At 60.3% G+C, this 18,623-nt stretch carries 19 protein-coding genes; 4 read left to right on the top strand and 15 right to left on the bottom strand.

What is annotated here, in order from left to right; translation table 11 throughout:
• Positions 1-3 precede the first annotated feature (3 nt).
• Positions 4-549 (bottom strand): TRAP transporter small permease, encoded by a 546-nt coding sequence (locus C6W91_RS13055; RefSeq protein WP_065271587.1) that lies wholly within the window; start codon positions 547-549, stop codon positions 4-6.
• A gap of 69 nt (positions 550-618) precedes the next feature.
• A complete protein-coding gene (gene dctP / locus C6W91_RS13050) occupies positions 619-1,605 on the bottom strand; it encodes a TRAP transporter substrate-binding protein DctP (RefSeq protein WP_065271586.1) in 987 nt (328 codons plus the stop codon).
• 136 nt (positions 1,606-1,741) lie between these two features.
• On the opposite strand from dctP, the gene C6W91_RS13045 reads away from it, so the two are divergent.
• Positions 1,742-2,398 (top strand): GntR family transcriptional regulator, encoded by a 657-nt coding sequence (locus C6W91_RS13045; RefSeq protein ID WP_065271585.1) that lies wholly within the window; start codon positions 1,742-1,744, stop codon positions 2,396-2,398.
• A gap of 16 nt (positions 2,399-2,414) precedes the next feature.
• On the opposite strand, the gene speB is transcribed toward C6W91_RS13045, so the two are convergent.
• The 9 genes from speB to hmgA all read right to left on the bottom strand — a co-directional run bounded on the left by speB (position 2,415) and on the right by hmgA (position 10,715).
• Entirely contained in the window at positions 2,415-3,371 is a 957-nt protein-coding gene (gene speB / locus C6W91_RS13040) for an agmatinase (protein WP_065271584.1), read from the bottom strand.
• Between the two features lie 52 nt (positions 3,372-3,423).
• Positions 3,424-4,065, bottom strand: coding sequence for a maleylacetoacetate isomerase (gene maiA / locus C6W91_RS13035; protein WP_274839988.1), 642 nt, complete (start codon positions 4,063-4,065; stop codon positions 3,424-3,426).
• Positions 4,066-4,146: 81 nt separating this feature from the next.
• On the bottom strand, positions 4,147-4,689 hold the full coding sequence (locus C6W91_RS13030) for a VOC family protein (protein ID WP_274833316.1): 543 nt from the start codon (positions 4,687-4,689) through the stop codon (positions 4,147-4,149).
• Positions 4,686-4,898: a DUF2783 domain-containing protein gene (locus C6W91_RS13025; protein ID WP_065271581.1), complete on the bottom strand. Its 213-nt coding sequence runs from the start codon at positions 4,896-4,898 to the stop codon at positions 4,686-4,688. Before C6W91_RS13025 ends, C6W91_RS13030 begins: the two co-directional genes overlap by 4 nt.
• Positions 4,899-4,903: 5 nt before the next feature.
• Positions 4,904-6,517, bottom strand: coding sequence for an FAD-dependent oxidoreductase (locus C6W91_RS13020; protein ID WP_274839987.1), 1,614 nt, complete (start codon positions 6,515-6,517; stop codon positions 4,904-4,906).
• A gap of 202 nt (positions 6,518-6,719) precedes the next feature.
• Positions 6,720-7,670: an MBL fold metallo-hydrolase gene (locus tag C6W91_RS13015; protein WP_065271579.1), complete on the bottom strand. Its 951-nt coding sequence runs from the start codon at positions 7,668-7,670 to the stop codon at positions 6,720-6,722.
• A 4-nt stretch (positions 7,671-7,674) separates the two neighbouring features.
• Complete coding sequence (locus C6W91_RS13010) at positions 7,675-8,031, bottom strand: VOC family protein (RefSeq protein WP_065271578.1); 357 nt, start codon at positions 8,029-8,031, stop codon at positions 7,675-7,677.
• 3 nt (positions 8,032-8,034) lie between these two features.
• Complete coding sequence (gene fahA, locus C6W91_RS13005) at positions 8,035-9,291, bottom strand: fumarylacetoacetase (protein WP_065273599.1); 1,257 nt, start codon at positions 9,289-9,291, stop codon at positions 8,035-8,037.
• 68 nt (positions 9,292-9,359) lie between these two features.
• Positions 9,360-10,715: a homogentisate 1,2-dioxygenase gene (gene hmgA / locus C6W91_RS13000; protein ID WP_065271577.1), complete on the bottom strand. Its 1,356-nt coding sequence runs from the start codon at positions 10,713-10,715 to the stop codon at positions 9,360-9,362.
• Positions 10,716-10,786: 71 nt separating this feature from the next.
• On the opposite strand from hmgA, the gene C6W91_RS12995 reads away from it, so the two are divergent.
• Both C6W91_RS12995 and C6W91_RS12990 read left to right on the top strand, forming a co-directional pair.
• Positions 10,787-11,227, top strand: coding sequence for a MarR family winged helix-turn-helix transcriptional regulator (locus C6W91_RS12995; protein ID WP_065273598.1), 441 nt, complete (start codon positions 10,787-10,789; stop codon positions 11,225-11,227).
• Positions 11,228-11,316: 89 nt separating this feature from the next.
• The gene (locus C6W91_RS12990; RefSeq protein ID WP_065271576.1) at positions 11,317-12,543 is read left to right on the top strand and encodes an adenylate/guanylate cyclase domain-containing protein; all 1,227 of its coding nucleotides are present in this window, start codon (positions 11,317-11,319) and stop codon (positions 12,541-12,543) included.
• Between the two features lie 42 nt (positions 12,544-12,585).
• Here C6W91_RS12990 and C6W91_RS12985 read toward each other — a convergent pair whose 3' ends face one another.
• From C6W91_RS12985 to rplS, 4 genes are all read right to left on the bottom strand, one after another.
• Positions 12,586-13,395 (bottom strand): division plane positioning ATPase MipZ, encoded by an 810-nt coding sequence (locus C6W91_RS12985; protein ID WP_065271575.1) that lies wholly within the window; start codon positions 13,393-13,395, stop codon positions 12,586-12,588.
• A gap of 193 nt (positions 13,396-13,588) precedes the next feature.
• Complete coding sequence (locus tag C6W91_RS12980; RefSeq protein WP_370570915.1) at positions 13,589-15,307, bottom strand: sulfotransferase; 1,719 nt, start codon at positions 15,305-15,307, stop codon at positions 13,589-13,591.
• 189 nt (positions 15,308-15,496) lie between these two features.
• Positions 15,497-15,718 (bottom strand): 50S ribosomal protein L31, encoded by a 222-nt coding sequence (rpmE, locus tag C6W91_RS12975; protein WP_065271573.1) that lies wholly within the window; start codon positions 15,716-15,718, stop codon positions 15,497-15,499.
• Positions 15,719-15,729: 11 nt separating this feature from the next.
• Positions 15,730-16,101 (bottom strand): 50S ribosomal protein L19, encoded by a 372-nt coding sequence (gene rplS, locus C6W91_RS12970; protein ID WP_065273597.1) that lies wholly within the window; start codon positions 16,099-16,101, stop codon positions 15,730-15,732.
• Between the two features lie 403 nt (positions 16,102-16,504).
• Here rplS and C6W91_RS12965 point away from each other — a divergent pair, with 403 nt between their 5' ends.
• Positions 16,505-18,592 (top strand): hypothetical protein, encoded by a 2,088-nt coding sequence (locus tag C6W91_RS12965; protein ID WP_065271572.1) that lies wholly within the window; start codon positions 16,505-16,507, stop codon positions 18,590-18,592.
• Positions 18,593-18,623 lie beyond the last annotated feature (31 nt).

The following is an 18,623-nucleotide window of genomic DNA, read 5'->3' as shown; positions in this document are numbered from 1 at the left end:
AAGTCAGAGATCCAGGCCAAAGGGTTTGTCGGCGCCGGTCAGAAGCGCCACGAAGTCAGCAATCAGTTGCAGCAGGAACAAGGCAAACCCGACGGGAATGGCCAGATAGGGGATCCACAGGCGCACGCCCCATACGGTGTCCGAGCGCCAGCCGCGATCCCAGGCGAAATGCCAGTACTCGAACCCGTACCACAGCATTATCGCCATGATGCTGATCGACAGGAGTGAGGTCAGAACCGCCAGTCCAAACCGCGCGCGCGGCGGCAACGAAATCGGGATCAGATCGACGTTCACATGGCCGCGCAGCCGCTGCACATAGGGTAGGCCGATCAGGGTTGCCGAGATGACCAGATAGATCACCGCCTCGGTCTGCCAGACAGTGGATCCGTTCAGCACAAACCGGATCACGATCATCTGGCAGGTAATCGCAACCGCTGCCATGATCATGGCAGCCGCGCACCAGCCGGCAAGTGTGGACAGGCCCGCAACGGCCCGCAGGAACGGATTGTTCCCGGTTTTTGCGATCGTGGCCGCACTTTGTCCTGCCATTCCCGCCTCCTGAAGTTCTGAGATATTCAAAAAAGGCGGGGCAGCTTCAGGCCGCCCCGCCGGGTGTTATCACTCGACTGCGAGCGCCAGATCGAGAAGCGCCTGACCGTCCGAAACCTCATCCACAAATTTCTTGTAGGAGGTTTCCATGGCCAGCTTGCGCCATGCGTCGAAGTCATCGGCGCTCATCTGGGCGATTTCCACACCGGCGTCGGCAAAGACCTTGGCCGAGGCGGCGTCCTGTTTCTTGGCTTCTTCCAGGTAATAGGCTTCGGCCTTTTCGGCAGCGGCCAGCAGCGCGTTTTGCTGTGCTTCGCTCAGACCCTCAAAGGTGCTCTTGTTCATCAACAGAGGCTGATACATGAACCACAGGGCTACGTCGCCCGCCGGGGTGTAGCAGCTGACCTGTTCGTAGATCCGGTAGGACACGAAGGACGATGACGAGGTATTAGCAGCCTGCAGAACGCCGGTTTGCATGGCGTTGTAGATTTCCGAGGACGCCATCGAGGCGATGGAGGCACCGGCCCCAGCCAACATCTGTTCGAAGGCTTTGCCGGCCGCGCGGGTCTGCAGTCCTTCGATGTCGGAGGGTTTGGTGATGCACTTGTCCTTGCCTGCGAAACCGCCGGCCAGATAGCCGTGCACCAGAACCATCACGTCGTCGTCGGCCATCTTGGCCTCAAGCGCTTCCATGAAGGGCGAGTTGCTGAGCCGCGCGGCGTGGTCGTGGTTCTTCACCAGGCCGGGCATCAGCGTCAGGTTATAGGCGGGCTGCTGGCCGCCAGCATAGCTGAGCGGTAGAACGGTCATGTCCAGCTGGCCGCGGCTGAGCGGTTTATACTGCTCGCGCGGTTTGAACAGCGATTTGGAGCCGAAGATCTTGATGTCCAGATCGACATCGGCGGCGGCCACCTCATCGGCGACGATCTGCGCGACCTTGTGGCGGATGTCCTTGTTCGACCACTGGTGCGACAGGCGCAGTTCGGTGGCATTGGCCAGCGCGGCCGACGACAAGAGCGCCGCGGCAGCGACCGCAGCTTTCAGCATGGTTTTCATTTTTTCCTCCCAGAAATTCCAACCTTTGATGGCTGGAGATGCCCGAACGTAAACATCAGGTGTTTTTCAAGTCAATATTTTTGTATACAAGAATAGTCATGTTGAATTTTCAAAACCGGAGTGCTACTGACAATCCATGGGGCAACGTCGTGCAGATAGTATCGCTGAAGAGCTGGAAGAGCTGATCTTTGACGGCACATTTGCGGATGGCGACCGCTTGGACGAGGTGCGCCTGGCCGAACAGTTCGGCGTTTCACGCACGCCGCTTCGTGAGGCATTTCAGCGGCTTGCGCTCTCTGGTCTGGTACAGCTGATCCCGCGACGCGGCGCCTTTGTACGTCAGCCCGGCCCGGTCGAACTGATGGAAATGTTCGAAGTCATGGCCGAGCTGGAAGCGGTCTGTGGACGGCTGGCGGCCAAGCGGATTTCGGATCAGGCGCTGGATGAGTTGAACGATGCCAATGCTAAATGCCAGGCAGCGGTCGATGCACAGGATTCGGATGCCTATTACGTGGAGAACGAGCGTTTCCACCGCATCCTCTACCGCGAATCCGGCAATGGGTTTCTGGAGCAGGAAGCCTGCAAGTTGCACAAACGCCTGAAGCCCTTTCGCCGCCAGCAGCTGCGGTTTCGCGGGCGTCTGGCGCAGTCCATGGATGAACACAAGGCCGTGGTGCAGGCGCTGGTCCGGGGCGACGGCGAAGCCGCTGCCAACGCCCTGCGCGATCACGTCGCGGTGCAGGGCGAGAAGTTCCACACTCTGATGGCCAGCCTCAAAAGCGCCGCAGAATAAAGCCGCCGAAGCAGGTTCAATCGCGGTGGTGCAGGATGCGCCCGATGGTGTTCATCAGCAGTTGCGCCGCCAAAATGGATGTGCAGCCGGTGGTATCGTAATCCGGCGCCACCTCCACCAGATCAAGCCCGACGATATCGCCCCGCTGCGCCAGCGCGTCGATGATCTCCAACACCTCGTAATAGAGAAACCCGCCGTGGCTGGGAGTGCCGGTGCCCGGTGCGATTGAGGGGTCGAAGGCGTCGATATCTACCGTCAGATAATAGCGCTCTCCTTGCGGGATGCGGTTGATCAGCGCCTCGGTGCCCATCTTGCGCACATGGCGGACCGACTGGATGTCCGACCCCATTGAGCGGGCGGCATCATAGCCGTCCTTGGCGGTGGAGGAGACGTTGCGGATGCCGATCTGGGTCAGCCCGGTGACATAGGGTTTTTCAGCGGCGCGGCGCATCGGGTTGCCATGGCCATAGCGTACCCCGTGACGCTCGTCGACGAAATCGAGATGCGCGTCGATCTGCACCACGTGGATCGGCTCCTGATCGTCAAAGGCGTTGATGCAGGGGATATTCACCGAGTGATCGCCGCCCAGCACCACCGGCAGGGCACCGGCCTTCAGGATCTTACGCACGCCGTATTCGATATTGGCGTGGCTCTGCAGGGTATCGGTATGGATGATATCCGCATCGCCAATGTCTACGATGGTCACCTTGGCCGGGTCCAGATAGGTGATGTCATCCTCGAAATCATAGGCGCCCGCATGACCAAAGCTGAACAGGGTCGAGGCTTCGCGGATGGCGCGCGGCCCCATGCGTGCACCCGACCGCCACTGGGCACCGAAATCGAACGGCGCCCCCAGAACGGCCGCATCCGCATCGATGGCGTCCCAGTCTTCCACGTAAGGGTATTTGCCAAAGGTGCAGATGCCGACGAAAGGCAGGTTCAGCCGCCCGCTGTCATATCCGTGTTTGCTCATGCTGCGCTCCCCATTGTCGTTGCCGACAGTAAGGGGAAGCGGCGCGCCGGGGTCAAGCGGTGGGTTGCACCGCGTCCGGGTGGGCGGCAGCAAAGGCTGGATGCTGGGCGCAGGCTTCCTCGACCGCCAAAAGGCGTGGCATGTCCGAGATATCCGCTTCCCAGCGGCGGGCATTGTAGACCTGCGGCATCAGGCAGATATCAGCCAGCCCCGGCGCATCACCAGTGCAATAGGGGGCCTGTTCAAACCCCGACAGCAGCGCCTCGAACGCCTGCAATCCGGGGCGGATGAAATGCTGCATCCAGGCCTTGGGCATATCCTCGCGTCCGCCGCTGAGCTGCGTGGCATGGCGGGCAACGGCGAGGTTGCAGACCGGGTGCAGGTCCACCGCGATGGATTGCGCCAGCGCCAGCGCCTGTGCCCGCTTGGCAGGCTCTTTCGGGAGCAGGTTCAACGCGCGGGTCTGGTCCAGATAATCCAGGATTGCCAAGGATTGCGTCAGCCGCAGCCCGTCGATCTCCAGCACCGGCACAAAGCCCTGCGGGTTGCGCGCCAGATGTTCGGGGCTGCGTTGCTCTCCCTTTACCAGATCGACGGGGATGGACTGGTATTCGATTCCGGCAAGGTTCAGCGCGATGCGCAGCCGGTAGCTGGCCGAAGACCGCCAGTAATCAAAAAGCACCACATCCGTCATCAGTCTCTCCCTCTTGTGCCTGCCTGATATGAAACCGCACCCGGGATCCCCGGATGCGGTCTTTGTGTTTCGGTCTGTTGTTCAGACGTTACTCAGTTCCTTGGCGTGCAGCCAGTCTGCGTGTTTGGGGGCCTTCTTGGTCTTGGACCATTCCTCCAGCATCTCCCATTTCACCGCGTCCAGTTTTTCCAGCAGCGCCTCTTCCTTGGGATCTGGGCAGGCCAGTTCCACCCGGTGGCCGTTCGGGTCGAAGAAATAGATCGAGTGGAAGATCGAATGATCCGTCACACCCAGCACCTCGACACCGTTGGCCTCAAGATGGTCCTTGAATTCGATCAGCGTGTCGCGGTCCTTCACCTTGAAGGCGATGTGCTGCACCCATTCCGGGGTGTTCGGATCGCGGCCCATCTCGGGCTTGGTGGGCAGTTCGAAGAACGCCAGGACATTGCCGTCGCCCGCATCCATGAAGACATGCATGTAAGGGTCGGGTTCATGTGTGGACGGGACGTGATCCTCGGCAATGGCCAGGACAAAGTCCATCTTCAGCATCTTGTTGTACCACTCCACCGTTTCCTTGGCGTCCTTGCACCGATAGGCGACGTGGTGGATTTTCTCGATTTTCACTTGCTCTCCTCCGAAGGCTGAAGCGCGGCGGCAGCCAGCGCCTGTTTCAGGATCGCGCGTTTCCCAATGTGGTTGGACAGGACCAGCACCAGCCGCGCATTGAGCGCGTCGCTGTCGGCCTTGGAAAGGCCTTCGTGTGCGGCCAGAAGATCGGCGTAGAAATCGTCTGCGCCGTCGATGTTCGGGGTCAGGATCAGTTGGTCGGACATCCGTGTTACTCCTTGCCCACGGCGCGGCGGATGGCGGCGCGGAACTGGTTGTCGTCATAGGAGGGGCGGCGGGCGGCCACGTGCTGATCCGGGCGGATCAGGTAAACGCCGCTGGCATTGTCGCCGAGGTAACGTTCCTTCAGGGCGAGGGTGCGGTCGTCCTTGACCGACAGCGCCAGCCGGGTGACTTCGATGCCGTCCTCCTCGATCATGTCGGGGGCCTCGGCGTCGATGGTCAGCAGGGTGAACTTGTCCGCCAGTTTCGGCAGCAGGAACTCATCACCAAGCGGCGCATCGGGGCAGGGCGATCCGGGGCGGGTGCGCTCCGGCCCGTCTGGCAGCGCATCGGCGGAATTCAGGTGCGATCCGTCATAGGTGCAAGGCACCGACAGGCGGCCCGAGTTCACCAGCGGGCGGGCGAATTCGAAATGTTCGCTGAGGTCCAGAACCGCATCGCGCAGCACGCGGGACATTTCCGACTTCGGGGTAATGAAATCGGTGGAGCGGCTGGAGTTCAGGATATTCTCATCGGCGCCATAGACCCGTTCCTGATCATAGCTGTCGAGCAGGCTTTCGGGGGCCTTGCCCTCCATCACCAGTTTCAGCTTCCAGCACAGGTTATCGGTGTCCTGCAGACCCGAGTTGGCACCGCGCGCCCCGAAGGGAGAGACCTGATGCGCTGCATCGCCCGCAAACAACACGCGGCCATGGCGGAAGTTCTCCATGCGGCGGCACTGGAAGGTGTAGATCGACACCCATTCCAGTTCGAATTTCACATCCTCGCCCAGCATTTCCTTGAGGCGGGGAATGACGTTCTCGGGGCGCTTTTCGCGCTCCTTGTCGATGTCCCAGCCCAGCTGCAGGTCGATGCGCCAGACGCCATCAGGCTGTTTGTGCAACAGCGCCGACTGGCCCTTGTTGAAGGGCGGGTCGAACCAGAACCAGCGTTCGGTGGGGAAGTCTGCGTCCATGATCACATCGGCGATCAGGAAGTTGTCCTCGAACACGCGGCCCACGAAATCGAGCCCCAGCATCTGCCGGGTCGGAGAGCCGGCGCCATCGCAGGCGATCAGCCAGTCTGCCTCGATATTGTAAGAGCCTTCGGGCGTGTCGATTTCCAGCGTCACGTGATCGGGGTGGGTGCCGATGGCGGAGACCTTGTTGCGACCGCGGATCTCGATCGGGGCGCCTTCGGCTTGCAATTCCTTGACCCGGTTCACCAGGTACTCTTCGAAGTAATACTGTTGCAGGTTGATGAAGGCCGGGCGCTTGTGGCCTTCCTCCGGCAGCAGGTTGAATTCATAGACCTGACGATCATCGAAGAAGACCTTGCCGATGTTCCACTGCACGCCCTTGTCCACCATCGGCTGACCGCAGCCCAACCGGTCGAGGATCTCCAGCGGCCGTTTGGCGAAACAGATCGCGCGCGAGCCGAAGCTGACCTTGTCATTGTCATCCAGGATCACCGCCTCGATGCCCTGCTGGGCCAGGTCGATGGCTGCGGCAAGGCCGACCGGGCCTGCGCCAATGATCACCACCTTGCGCCTCACCGGCGCCGGGGCGTCCTGATCCGCATGACGTTCATACGGGTACAGGGGCACTTCAAAGATCTTGTTCATCTGGTGTCCTCCCAAAGGGTGCCGCTTGGCACAGCTTCTCCGGTTCCCGGCCATGGTGTTGGCCGGGGGGCTGTTGTCATCGTCTCATGTCTTTGTGCGGGGCGGTACGATCTGGATCAAACCGCCCCACAGGTTGGATGGAACCCGGGGCTCCGCCCGTTCGCAGCCCAATCGCTCCACTGGAGCGATTGCGGAATGCCGCTTACCCCTGCAGGGCGTCCCACATTTCCAGATCGCGCTGGGCGGTCCAGATGCGGGGGGTGTCGATACCGCGGGCCTCGTCATAGGCGCGGGCGACGTTGAAGGGCAGGCAGTGCTCGTAGATCGCGTAGTCTTTAAACTTGGGATCGCACTCTTCGCGCACCGCGTCCCAGGCCTCTTTCAGGGTGCCGTTGCGGGCAGCCACGCGGGCGGCGGGGCGATAGGTGCTTTCGACGAAGTCGCGGGTGTTCTCGATGGCCGCGTTGACCATTTCCTTGCCGACCAGCGCATCCCCGCGACCCGGCGCGATGGCGTCGACGTCAAAGGATTTGATCGCATCCAGCGTATCACCCCAGTCGCTGAAGTGACCGTCGCCGCAATAGCAGGCTGAGTGGTATTCCACGATATCGCCAGTGAACATGACGTTCTGATCCGGCACGTGGATCACGATGTCGCCTGCGGTATGGGCGCGGCCCAGGTGCATCAGGTCGACGCGGCGGTTGCCCAGATAGACGGTCATGTCTTCCGAGAATGTGGTGGTGGGATAGGTCAGGCCCGGGATGCTTTCGTGACCTTCGAATAGGCGCGGGAATCGCTGGAATTCGCTGTCCCAGTCTTCCTGTCCGCGTTCAACGACCATGGCGCGGGCAGCATCGCCCATGATGATCTGCTGCGCACCAAAGGCGGAGGCGCCCAGAACCCGCACCGCGTGATAGTGGGTCAGCGCGACATGGGTGATCGGCTTGTCCGTCACTGAACGCACGCATTCGATCACCTTGTTCGCCAGACGCGGGGTGGCCTGCGCCTCGACGATCATCACCGAGTCATCGCCGATGATCACGCCCGAGTTTGGATCGCCCTCGGCGGTGAAGGCATAAAGGCCCTCGCCCACTTCGGTGAAGCTGATCTTCTTTTCCGTCATGTCGCCTTGCGACGCGAATGCCTTTGCCATGTGTTTAGTCCTTTTGCAGAAACTCAAGCCGGTTGCCGAATGGATCTTCGGCGAAGAACCGGCGTCGGCTTTCTATGGTGTCATCCCAGCGCGGTGATTGGCCGGTGGCCGTGATCCGCGCAGCAATGGTGTCTATGTCGTCTACGGCAAAGCCCGGATGAGCTTTGCGCGCAGGGGTGAACCCCTCTTCCACGCCCAGATGCAGTTCGGATCCGGCCAGAGACAGCCACAGGCCGCCGCGCACTTTCAGCGCCTCCGGCTTTTCGATCTCGGCCAGACCAAGGCCCTCACACCAAAAGGCGCGGGCCTTGGCCTCTCCATCCTTGGGGATGGCAATCTGGATATGATCGAGGGCGATCACGGTCTAGCGCTTATAGGGATCGTCCAGCGCGGGCAGGATCTTGCCCGCACATTCGCCGAACCCGATGGTGTAGCCATCCCCCTTGGCCGCGCCTTTCAGCGTCAGCGTGTCGCCATCGACGATAAAGGAGCGTTCCTCGCCGGTTTCCAGCGTGACCGGCTCCTTGCCGCCCCAGCTGAGTTCCAGAAGCGAGCCGCGGCTTTCCTTGGTCTCGCCCGAGATGGTGCCGGAACCTAGCAGGTCACCCGCGTTCATCGGGCAGCCCGAGGTGGTGTGATGGGCCAGCTGCTGCGCGGCGGAATAGTACATTTCCTTGTAGTTGGTGCGCACGATGGTGCTGGCGTCCTTGCCCTCTGGCGCCATGGTCACCTCCAGATCGATGTCATAGAGCATCGGTCCGCAGTCCTTGAGGTGATCGAGGAGCTCAACTTCGCGCGCGGGCGTGTCGCAGCGGAAAGGCTCCAGCGCCGCCTTGGTCACGATCCAGGGGCTGACGGTGGTGGCGGTTGCCTTGGCCTGAAACGGGCCAAGCGGCTGGTATTCCCAGGCCTGGATATCGCGCGCCGACCAGTCGTTCAGCAGCACGTAGCCAAAGATATTGTCGTCCGCTTCCTGCACCGTGATCGGACCTTCGGAGGGGACGCCGACGATGGCACCCATTTCCAGCTCGATGTCGAAACGCGCGCAGGGCGCCCAGCGGGGGGCGTCGTCATTCGGGCCTTTCAGCTGGCCCCAGGGGCGGCGCACATCGGTGCCGGACACCACGACCGAGGAGGCGCGGCCATTATAGCCGATCGGGATGTGCAGCCAGTTCGGCGGCAGCGCGTTTTCCGGGCCGCGGAACATGGTGCCGACGTTCATGGCGTGATGTTTGCCGGCGTAAAAGTCGGTGTATTCGCTGACCATGAAGGGCATATGCATCTGCGCCTCGGCCTGCGGCACCAACAGCGGTTCGACTTTGGCCTGCTCGGCGGCGCCTTCGGACAGGAGCGCGGTCAGACGGTTGCGCAGGGCGGTCCAGACGGCCGGACCTTCTTCCATCAGGTCGTTCCAGAAGGGGACCTCGAACAGGGCGTAATCGGTCAGGTCGACGAGGCCAGCCTCTTCGGCGGCCTGCATATCAAGGATCATGTCGCCGATGGCGACGCCGCAGCGCGGGTCTTCGTCACCGACGGAGAAGACGCCGTAGGGCAGGTTGTTCAGCGGAAAGGGCGTGTCGGCGGAATTGGCCGAGGCGACCCAGGATTTCAAAAGGGGCATGGTGTCTCCCAAAACGTTATGTGCAGGCGCCGGGATCACCCTGGCGCAAAACGGCTGTGGCTACAGGCTTACTTCAGGCCCGGCGTGCCGTCGAATTTCTTTTCGATGTCGGACCAGCAGTCGATGTAATCGTCCTGCAGCGGCGCCTCCTTGGCGGCGAATTCGGTCAGGTGCTGCGGGAAGCGGGTTTCGAACATGAATGACATGGTGTTCTCCAGCTTCTCCGGGCCGAGGTTCGAGTTCGACGCGCCCTCAAAGGCATTCTTGTCCGGCCCATGCGGCAGCATCATGTTATGGAGGCTCATACCGCCGGGGATGAAACCCTGCGGCTTGGCATCATACTGGCCGTAGATGTTGCCCATCAGCTCGGACATGATGTTCTTGTGATACCACGGCGGGCGGAAGGTGTTCTCGGCCACCATCCAGCGTTCGCGGAACAGCACGAAATCGATATTGGCGGTGCCCGGCTGGCCCGAGGGCGCGGTGAGCACGGTGAAGATCGAGGGATCCGGGTGATCGAACAGGATGGCGCCGACCGGGCAATAGGTGCGCAGGTCGTATTTCACTGGCGCATAGTTGCCGTGCCAGGCGACCACGTCCAGCGGCGAATGGCCGATCTTGGTCTCGTGGAACTGGCCGCACCATTTGATGGTCACGGTCGAGGGCACCTCGCGGTCCTCATAGGCGGCCACGGGTGCCTTGAAGTCGCGCGGGTTGGCCATGCAGTTGGCGCCGATCGGGCCACGGCCCGGCAGTTCGAACTTCTGACCGTAGTTTTCGCATACAAAACCGCGTGCGGGGCCTTCCAGAACCTCGACCCGATACAGCAGGCCGCGCGGCAGGATGGCGATTTCCTTCGGCTCCAGATCGATGATGCCCAGTTCGGTGCAGAAGCGCAGACGGCCCTCTTGCGGGACGACCAAGAGCTCACTGTCGGCCGAGAAGAAATAGCTGTCTTTCATCGATTCTGTGACCAGATAGACATGGCTGGCCATGCCGACCTGCGTATTCACATCGCCTGCGGTGGTCATGGTGCGCATGCCGGTCAGCCAGGTCAGCGGCTCGCCGCTGTGGGCCACTGGATCCCAGCGATACTGACCGAGCGAGGTCACATCGGGATCGACACAGGGCGCGGATTTCCAATAGGGCAGGTCGATTTTTTCATAGCGGTGCGAGTGCTTCACCGAAGGGCGGATGCGGTAGCACCAGGTGCGCTCGACGCGCTCGGCGGTGAAAGCGGTGCCGCTCAGCTGCTCACCATAAAGGCCGTAATTGCATTTCTGCGGGCTGTTCATGCCCTGGGGCAGGGCGCCGGGCAGAGCCTCGGTTTCATAGTCGTTGCCAAAGCCGGGCATATAGCCCTCGTGCGGGCCAGCAAGCGAAGGGGCCTGGATCATCTCATGGGGATTTGTGGGTCGATTCATGGCGCGTTCCTCCTTTTCCGCTTGCCGGGGTAATAGTTGATTTTGTAACTAACAAGGGTATGGAGGGGCAAATGACCGAAAAAGATGATTTCGCTTTGCAGGATTTCCTGCCGTTCCTTCTGAACCGTGCGGCCGAGGAAAGCTCGCTTGCCTTTCAGTCCTATTACAAGAACCGTTATGGGATGCTGCGCAACGAATGGCGGGTACTGTTCCACCTTGGCACCTATGGCACCATGACGGCCAAGGAGATCGGTCAGCGCGCCAAGATCCACAAGACCAAGATCAGCCGCGCGGTGGCCAAGCTAACTGAGCGCCGCTTCATCACCCGCAACAGGGATACGGCGGACCGGCGGTCAGAGCACCTGAAGCTGACCCCGGCGGGGGAGGCGGCTTATCGCGACCTGCGCGGGCAGGCGGCAAGCTATGACAAGCAGTTGGCGGCCCGGTTCAGCCCAGAAGAGGAACAGACCCTGCGGCGCATGTTGCGTCAACTGGCTGGAATCGAGGAATAGACATTCGGGCTTCGGCACCCCAGATACTGCCGGACACAGAGAGTGCCGGATACTGGCAAAACACCCGCGCAAACCGAGGACCCTTTCCCGTGGATCAGACAGACAGCCGAGCCCCCGCCCTGATCTCCTGGCTGACCGAGCAAGGGCTGCGCAGCCATGAGCGCGAAGGTTTCCTGCAGGCGTTTTGCGAGCAGATGGTCGCCCTCGGCATGCCCCTGTGGCGGTTTCATCTGGCGCAACGCGCCTTTCACCCGCAGTTCGGCGGGATCGGGTTCAGCTGGACCCGCACTGGTGGGATGTCTCAGGAACGCTACGAGCACCGGCAGGCGCCGCGCGATGCCTGGCTGCAAAGCCCGCTGTTCCATCTTCTGGCTGAGGATCTGGAGGAATTCCGCTCGGATCTGAATGATCAGCATGTCATCCGTTTCCCAATGCTGGGGGATCTGCGGGCGCAGGGCGTGACCGACTATTTCGCCTTTGGCCTGCGTTTTTCCGACGAAAAGGTCCCGCTGGATCCCAGCCGGCCGTCCGAAGGGGTGTTGATTTCCCTGAGCAGCGATCACCCGGACGGTTTCAGCGAACGCGATTTGTCCTTGCTGCGCAGTATCGCGCCGCATCTGGGTCTGGCGCTGAAGTCGATGTCAAACCAGCAGATGGCCAAGGATCTGTTGCAGGTCTATCTGGGGCGCGATGCCGGGCGGCGAGTGCTGTCTGGCGAAATCCAGCGCGGGTCGTCGGACCGGATCAACGCGGTCATCTGCCTGTTCGATCTCAAAGGCTTTACCAGCCTCGCCGAGCAGGTGCCGGGCCCCGAGGTGATCGACATGCTGAACGATTATTTCGGCATTGCCGTGACCGTGATCCAGTCCCACGGGGGCAATATCCTGAAGTTCATGGGCGATGGGATGCTGACGATGTTCAACCTCGGCTCGCTCAGCAAGGACGCCAAGGCGGCTTTGGATGCGGCGAGTGAGCTGCGTCAGAAGATCCGCCTGCGCAATATCGAGCGGGCCGAGGCAGGACTGCCTGCGCCGGGGTTCACCCTGGCGCTGCACGCCGGGGACATTCTTTATGGCAATATCGGTTCGGAAAACCGGCTGGATTTCACCGTGATCGGGCCGATCGTCAACCAGACGGCGCGGATTTCCGGCTTGCACCACTCGGTCGGGCAAAGCGTGATCCTGTCACAGGAGGTGCAGCGCGCCGGGGCAGAGGCGGGGCACGATCTGGTGTCTCTCGGCCGCTACATGCTGCGCAGCGTGGCCGAGCCGATCGAGTTGTTCACCATCTACGAGACGCTGAATCAGCCTCGGTAAGGACTGATCCGGCGCCAAAGAGGGGAGCGAGCCGGGCAGGACTCAGATATTGATCTCGACACCGGGCAGGTTCAGCTCTTTCATCATGTCCCGCAGCTCTTGCCGGGCGGCGATGTTGGAGATGTTCAGCTGTTTGACGCCCACGTCCTTGAGATCCAGCAAGGTCAGGCCGCGCGGGAAGAGCTCGCGGAAAATCACCCGCTCGGAAAAGCCCGGCGCAACGCGAAAGCCGATCCGTTTGGACAGCATGTTGATGGCGCGCTCCATCTTTTCCTTATTGACCATGCGCTGGGTGCCGACGCGATTGCGGATCACAATCCAGTCGATGGGTTTCAGCCCGGCCTGCGCCCGCAACTGGCGCGCATTCCAGACCATTTCCGAATAGACCGACGGGCCGGTGATCTTGTCGCCCTTGTCATCGGTATGGGCCAGCAGGTCGAAATCGACGAAACTGTCGTTCAGCGGCGTGATCAGCGTATCGGCCAGCGAATGCGCCACCTGGCTCAGCCGGGTGTGCGAGCCGGGACAGTCGATCAGAATGAAATCATTGTCCGGCTCAAGGCTGGAGACTGCAGCGGACAGGCGGTGATCATAGATATTTTCGCCCGGTTGCAGGCTGTCGGGGTCAATGTCCGGCAATTCGTGCAGATCCACTATGGGCAATTCCAGCCCGGCCTGTGTCATGAAGGCCTTGCGGTTCTCCAGATACCGACCAAGCGAGCGTTGCCGCAGATCCAGATCCAGCGCCGCCACCTTGTGCCCCAGCCGTGCCAGAGCGGTTGCCACATGCATGGAGACGGTGGATTTCCCCGCACCGCCCTTTTCGTTGCCGACGACAATGATATGCGCCATTCAATGATCCCTTTGGTTCCCCGCGCCGCGGGAGCGATTTTGTGCGGACTATAGACAGTGCCCGAATCAATGAAAAGCGTTGAACTACCCCAATTAGAGCCTGATTTTTGCCGCATCAGGCGGGGGCAGCAGTGCAGCTGATGCACTGCCGCAGGATGCCATGTGTTAATTGGAACACTTCGTTCCGGCGCTGCTACAGCCCCAATTGGTTCAACTGCTCGAATGCTGACGCGAGACGTGCCTCGTGGGGCAGCCAGTCCGGGGTCGAGCGATGATAGATCGGCTGTCGCGCCTGCTGCAACGATGCCGTTTGAATGGCGCTCTCACGGTTTTCTGGATGCAGGCAGTCATCGGACCATTCCAGCCCGCAGAAATCCACCAATGGCCGGATGTGCTCTTCGGGATCTTTCGTGAGCGCGTGATAGTCCAGTTGATGGATCTGGTCCGGAAACAGCCGCATCCAGTGTTGCATCAGGTCCCGCGTTAGAGCCTGATATTGGGCAATGTCGCTGAGATCATAGCTGAACCCATTGCCACTACCCGCCATGCAAACCTGATAAAGAGACCAGAGCTGATCGCGGGGCATGCGCGTGGTGTAGACGATCCGCGCCTCGGGGAAAGCTGCCAGAAGGCCGCCGACCCAACGAAAGTTGAGCGGCATCTTGTCGATTACAACAGGTGCGCCATTGGCGTGACCCTGCATGGCCTGCCCAACTGCGTCTCGCAGGGCCTGTGCGTCGGCTTGTGTGAATTTCGTTTGCTTCTTTGTTGCCATCTGCTGCATCAGCTTGGACATGGCAGTTGTGGAATACTGCAATTCGCCAGCGCCTGTCACACCTTCGCAGCCGCATAGGATGCGTTCCGTTACCGTTGTGCCTGAGCGCGGCAGCCCGACGATGAAAATTGGCCGAAAGCCGAGCTCAGATGTGGCAACCGGTGCCGGTTCAGCAAAGGTATGCTTCAGGTACGCAAATATGCCTTCGTCCTTCTCGATCGAATATCTGATCGTTTGCTTCTTGAGGCTGTTGCCCTGTTCCAGATGCTCAAATGCGGCGTCGTACTGCCTGGTATCATTCAGAGCTTTGTAGAGCGCAAAACGCAGTTCGCTTTCTGCGCTGGGCTGCAGGTCGCCCTCGTTGAGGAGTTGTTGCATGTCTCTCAGGTGGGGATGATCCTTGTCATAGGTGATCACCAGGGACATGTTGCGGTGCACGGGCGTCAGCCGGGGATTTAGGTCCAGAGCGTTCTGGAAATGCTGCTTTGCGGTGTCATTTTTGTTTTCGGATAATGCAATGAGGCCAAGCTGATATTGGGCTTCTCCACCAGCTGGTGAGGTCGGGGTCACCGAATTATAGCAGGCCTTCGCCTCTGTCAGACGGTTAAGGCGGCGTAGTGATAGGCCCAGTACGTTGAGTAATTCATCGGTAACCGGATTGTTCTCGATAAGAGCTGAGATGATATGCACGGCTTCCGCATAGTGGCCTTGTTCGTTCAGGGACATGGCCAGTGCTCTGCTCGCCGCCGGGTTTTTCGGATCTAGGACGACGGCCTTGCTCAGGTGTTTGGTTGCGAGATCGAGGTAATTGAGTTGAAGAAGTATAGCGCCGATATTGAAATGCCCGATGGCGGGATTGCCTCCAGCCTCCAGGCTGCGTTTGAAGAAATCCAGAGCGCCTGACAGGTCGCCTTGGGCCTTCAGGCACGCGCCCTGCAAGTCCAGCAATGGGACCAAGTCGGGGGAGCGTTTCGCCAGAGCTTGTGCTGTGGACAGGGCGTCTGAGATTCTGCCTTCTCGGAAAAGAGTAACAGCCGCAGTGACTTCCGATTGGCTCACGGGGGTTCCATGCCCTCGATTCTCCGCCAAAGCCTCGGGGAGGTTTTTGATGCGGGAAGGGCTGGCTTGGGAGAGCATTGGCTGCGGCCTTTCGTTTCAGTGTATCCACGATTTCGAAAAACTGTGCCTCAAAAAGCTTGTCAATTTGAAAAGATTTTACAATTTTTGCTCGGGCTATGCATGGCCTCTATCTAATTTGTGCTTGCGCCAAAATAAAAAAAACCGCCCCGAATGGAGCGGTTTTCGTTTCGAAACCGATAGTTGGTCTTAGAAGCCCAGACCTTCGTATTTCTTTTTGAACTTGGACACGCGGCCACCGGCGTCCATCAGGCGGGTCGAACCGCCGGTCCATGCGGGGTGCACGGAGGGGTCGATGTCCAGCGACAGCTGGTCGCCTTCTTTGCCCCAGGTGGAACGCATCTTGATGATGGTGCCATCGGTCATTTTGACGTCGATGAAGTGGTAGTCGGGATGGGTGTCGGCTTTCATGATACCACTCCTTACGCTTTAGCTTTGTAGTTTGCGTCTTCAGCGATACGGGCGGATTTGCCGCGACGCGAACGCAGGTAGTACAGCTTGGAACGACGCACGCGGCCACGGCGTACGACGGTGATGCTGTCGATGTTGGTCGAATGCAGCGGGAACACACGCTCCACGCCTTCGCCAAACGAAATCTTGCGGACGGTGAAGGAACCGGCGATGCCAGAACCGTTCTTACGGCTGATGCAGACGCCTTCATAGTTCTGAACACGGCTACGCGAGCCTTCGGTCACTTTGTAGCCGACGCGGATGGTGTCACCGGCTTTGAAATCGGGGATCTCTTTCCCCAGGGCGGCAACTTGTTCCGCCTCCAGCTGTGCGATCAGGTCCATCTGATCTTCTCCTATTTTGCTCGTGGTTGTTCCACGAAGTTTTGCGCGGATATGAGAGCTCTTGGTCTTCACCGGGTCCCGCTTGTGCAGCCCGCCAGAGATCACACCGATCGTTCCTGAGTGCCGATCCGCGCCCTGTCAGATGACCGAAGAAAGTCAGGCAGGATATGCGCACATAGGCAGAACGCCCGGAACCGAATCCGGTACCAGACGAGCGGCTTTTAGGCCTGTGGCGCCAATGTTTCAAGGGAATTGTGCCGTAACCCCACTTCTTCGCAACGCTTTTGTTTTGCTCGCCGGGGCTTATGGGGCTACCGTTTGGGGGAATTGATAGATCAAGTTGTTGCGCCGGCTCTTTCTGGCCGTGCTGTTTAAATGTGCCTCATGGGTAGGAGGAGTGACCATGCCTTTCAAAAAGCTGGATATTTTCAATAGTGAGCAAAGCTACAAGGCGGAGCTGAAGAAGGAACTCAAAAAGCTCGACGCGAACCTGAGCGAGTTTCATTACTACGATCAGGTGGCGCTCAATGGCGCGCCGCAGACTATTCTGGTGGTCGGAGAGACCGCCGCGCCGTTGCTGAAAGAGCTGAAAGCCAAGGCCAAGACGCACGCCGTCGGCCGCTGTTTTGTCGAGGATGGCACCCTGAAGCTGAGCCCGGTCAAGGGCAAGATTCTGGAAAAGAATCTGAAGCCGGTCATGAAGGGCACGCAATTCGCCTACAAGATCGTGGACGCCGATGTGGACGCAGGCGGGGCGGACAGCGCCGATGGTAAGTTCGAAAAACGGCTGCAGGCGGTGGTGTCGCGGTTTGACAAGATCAAGGGCAAGATCACCGACGAGGAACGCAAGGAGCTGCGCATCCTGTTCGGCCAGATTGAGGAGCAGAAGGACAGCGCGGTGGACAAGGCAGCCGCGATCTTGAGCAAACTCAACACCCGGATGGAAGAGCTGATTGGCCTGATCGGCGGCGGATCAGAGGCGTCGCGTGAAGAGGTCAACGCCAAGACCCGGCTGAAGGCGACCACGGCCCGCTTTGACAAGGTCAAAGGCAAGATCATGGATGATGAGCGCAAGGCGCTGCGTCAGCATTTTGCCGCCGTCGTCGAGCATTTCAAGAAGGGTGAATGGGCCGAGGGACAGAAACGGCTGGAACTGCTGGATAAGGAAATGGTCGGCTATGTGAAGGAGGCGCTGGCCTCCGAAGAGCAGAGCGTCGAGAAGCGGAGCGCGGATTTTGACAAGTCGGATGCGGGCCAGGCCGCCAAGATGCTCGCGTCGCGCATCAAATCCGAGGCTGAAAAGCTGAAGAAACTGGAGGCTGCCGTGACCCGCGAGGCAGGTGTGCTGAAGGATCTGCAGGACACTCTGTCGGGGCTGACCAAGCCAAAGGATATCGCCTCCAAGCAGCGACAGGTCGAGGCCAGTTCGAAGCGGCTCGACACGGCAAGCAAAGTGCTTGAGACCTCGCGCAGCGAGCTGCTGGACAACATCGAGAAAATGAAAAGCGAGAAGCTGGAGAAGGAAAAGGCATTCGTCACCGCGCTGGGCAATATCAAATCACGCATCTCGGCGCTGGATGAGATGCTGGACAGCGTGCCGGTGGATCAGGCCCGCTCCCAGATCGAGGCGCTGATCAAGAAACAGGCCGAGGCGCAGGCCTGGCAGGAGGAGAGGCTAAAGGCCGAAGAGGGTGGCGAGGGACATGGCACCGGCCGCCACGGCGCACAGACCGGGATGGAGCGGCAGGCGATGCGCGCTTCAACGCAGGATGGCGTCACGCCGGATCAGGATGGTAATACTTCGGGCGTCAGCCGCCAGGAAAAGGGGGTGACACAGACGGAAACCTGGAACCAGGTCAAGGTCACCTACACCGAAGAGGACGGCAAACGCGTGATCGCTGACATCGACAAGACCGCGCAGAATATCGTCAACAAGTTCGACAGGACCCAGTACAGCGGCGGCAAAGGGTCTATGTGGGCCACGCCGGTTCTGGAAAAAGAAGCGGTAGAGGCAGCGCTGGACGTGGCCAACAAGCTCAAGGATTTCACCCATTGGGCCGAGGGCAACACCTCGGACCACACGGCGGTCACCACCGAGTTCAAGAATCTGACCGTGCTCTTGGGCAAGCCATCCAGTTCGGTTGGCTGGGGCTACGCGGTTGAGCGTGATGGTGACGCTGTCGATGTGTCCACCGTGAAGAGCGAACTGGAGAAATTCGAAACCGGCGCACAGACCATGGATCAGCTGTTCAAGGCGCTGAACGTCAAGTTCATCGAACGCGATGGCGGGGTGAAGATGATCCCGCATTGCCGGGTGGTGCTGGAGCGCAGCGCAGGCGGCGGCGCCTGGAAGCTGAAGACGCATTATCCCGACGATAGCATTTCCTCGGGGCAGCTGGGCTGGGAGACCGAGCGCAAGCAGTCCAAGGGGGACATCACCTTCCGCAAGGGGACGGACCTGACCGTCAAGAAGAACAACGCCGCGCCCTGACGCAGTAGGGCCGGGGGCTGTATAGGCGCCG

The organism is Phaeobacter sp. SYSU ZJ3003, assembly GCF_041300735.1.
GTDB lineage: Bacteria > Pseudomonadota > Alphaproteobacteria > Rhodobacterales > Rhodobacteraceae > Phycobacter > Phycobacter gallaeciensis_A.
The sequence above is the reverse complement of the archived record's forward strand: the minus strand, read 5'-3'. Positions and strand labels throughout refer to the sequence as shown.